Source organism: Pseudoalteromonas sp. S3431, assembly GCF_000690035.1.
GTDB lineage: Bacteria > Pseudomonadota > Gammaproteobacteria > Enterobacterales > Alteromonadaceae > Pseudoalteromonas > Pseudoalteromonas fuliginea.
Genome location: NZ_JJNY01000155.1, coordinates 1 through 2,136, shown reverse-complemented (window position 1 = coordinate 2,136; position 2,136 = coordinate 1). Strand labels below are relative to the sequence as shown.

Genomic DNA, 2,136 nt, shown 5'->3' with positions numbered 1-2,136 from the left:
TAAGTAAAAACCGAGCAACAAAGAGTTAATTGTCCCTAGAAAGAACCCTTTAGCCTGAACTCTACTTGAGATAGATTTATCCAGAGTTCAGGTTATTTAATCGGCCACGTCTATGCAATGCCGTTACTGTGCATAAATAGGCAATGAGATAACATGAATGCCAAACACATGTTGTAATAAATTTTTCTAGTTTTTGCACTAGTTATTATTTTTTTAAGTAACGTTTTGCTTTGTTCTCTTTTACGCTTTCCAGGTCGACTAAAACCAAGCCGTCTATACAATTGTTAAAGTCGGGATCAATACTAAAACTTAAAAACTGTACGCCACCGGGCATACAGAGCTCAGTGTATTGTTTAAATAACGTGGGGACTTGCGCTCCCATATTGGCTAGTACGTGCTTAAGCTCTACAAAATCTTCTTTCACATTGTTGCCACTGAACACTGTTTGGCATTGTGTGAGTTGTTGATCGCTTAGTCTAAATTCATTGTTAGGCATTGCTAGTTGCACATTGTTTTTGTAGTAATGTTGATAATAATAAACAAGCATGGCTTTTGCCTGCTCTGGTAGGGTATTAGGTACGGTTACAGCGCCAAATAAGTAACGGTATTGTGGGTAGTTTTTAATAAAGGCGCCGATACCATACCAAAGATAGTCTAAGCTTTTACGTCCCCAATACTTTGGTTGTACAAAGCTGCGACCAAGCTCAATACCTTGGTGTAAGTAGGGGGTCATGGCCTCTGTATAGGAAAATAAGCTATCAGTGTAGAGCCCTTTTCGTCCGTGTTTTTTTATTATATCTTGCGCACAAGCTAATCGGTATGCACCAACGAGTTCTAATTGAGTAGGATCCCATAATACAAGATGTTGATAATCCATATCATATTTATCTATATCTCGACGCTTACCGCTGCCTTCTCCCACTGCTCTAAATGCAATTTCCCTTAATCGACCTAGCTCTCTAAACACCGCAGAGCTACCGGTATATTGATAAAGGTGAATATGCATATCGTCGATTGTTTTACCCAGCAACTGGCATTGATCAATCGCTTTTTTTAGCTCTTTTCTGCATTCAGGTATAGCAAGAGGCATTTGTGTTTTTAGTGGTAACGGCTTTTTAGACGTTAGCCTATAAAGCTGCTTACGAATAAGGTTTACAACTTCTTTATCTTTTAGATTTTCTATCAAATAAGACTCAGGCGGAATTGAAGCTCCAATTTCAAACTCCAATGACTTTTGACGTTGCTTAAACATTTCTTTGACCAGTAGCAAACTCGCTAGAGGCTTATAAATCATTGATGTGCCATAAAATAAAGGGCTGTTTTTAGCTTTTATAAAAACAGGTAAAATGGGGCAGTTGGCTTTTTTTGCCATACGTAAAAAACCGCTATTCCACTTGCAATCTTTTATGCCTGTGGGGCTCAAACGAGAGACTTCACCGGCAGGGAATATAAGCAGTGCACCTTCGTTTTTTAAGTGTTGGTGGATATTATTGAGTTCTTGTTTTTTACTTGTTCCAGATAAGTTATCAACGGGTAGTAACAGTTCATGCATGGGGGTAACCGACATCAGCATACGGTTAGCTACAACCTTTAAATCTTGTCTAACAGTTGAGAGTACTTTAATAAGTGCAAGTGCATCCAAAGAGCCGATAGGGTGGTTTGCAACAATAACCAGCTTACCTTCATTGGGGATATGTTCAATTTGTTTAGGTTTGTAGCGTGTATCAAAATCAAGCTCATCTAATACCTGTTCAACAAACTCTAAACCTTGCAAGTGAGGGTAAGCATCACCAAAGGCAACAAACTCCTGTTCATGTAACAGATACCCCAGCCCTTTTTTTACAAGGCCTTTTACTTTTGGTGATTTTTCTAATTGTGGTAAATTTGCTGCAATCACTTTATCAATACTAATCATATAAACCTCTTTCACGCATTGGCATGTTTACCATTTACTTAGAATAAAAAAAGGGTGTGACAGTTACTTTGCAGTTGTGTGACTTTTTAAAGTGCGAATTGAGCCAAGGCATGTTTTATCTTTTGAGGTTAAACATCCGCAGCCCGTAGGACTCTGCCTAGGGGCAATTTACTCTTGTTGCTCGGTTTTTATACCAATCAGCTTATATATGGGGTCTATTT

The 2,136-nt window shown here is 38.5% G+C and carries 1 protein-coding gene; it reads right to left on the bottom strand.

Going from position 1 to position 2,136, the window contains the following annotated elements:
• Positions 1-205 precede the first annotated feature (205 nt).
• On the bottom strand, positions 206-1,915 hold the full coding sequence (locus DO88_RS00030) for a GNAT family N-acyltransferase (RefSeq protein WP_033041286.1): 1,710 nt from the start codon (positions 1,913-1,915) through the stop codon (positions 206-208).
• Between the last annotated feature and the right edge of the window lie 221 nt (positions 1,916-2,136).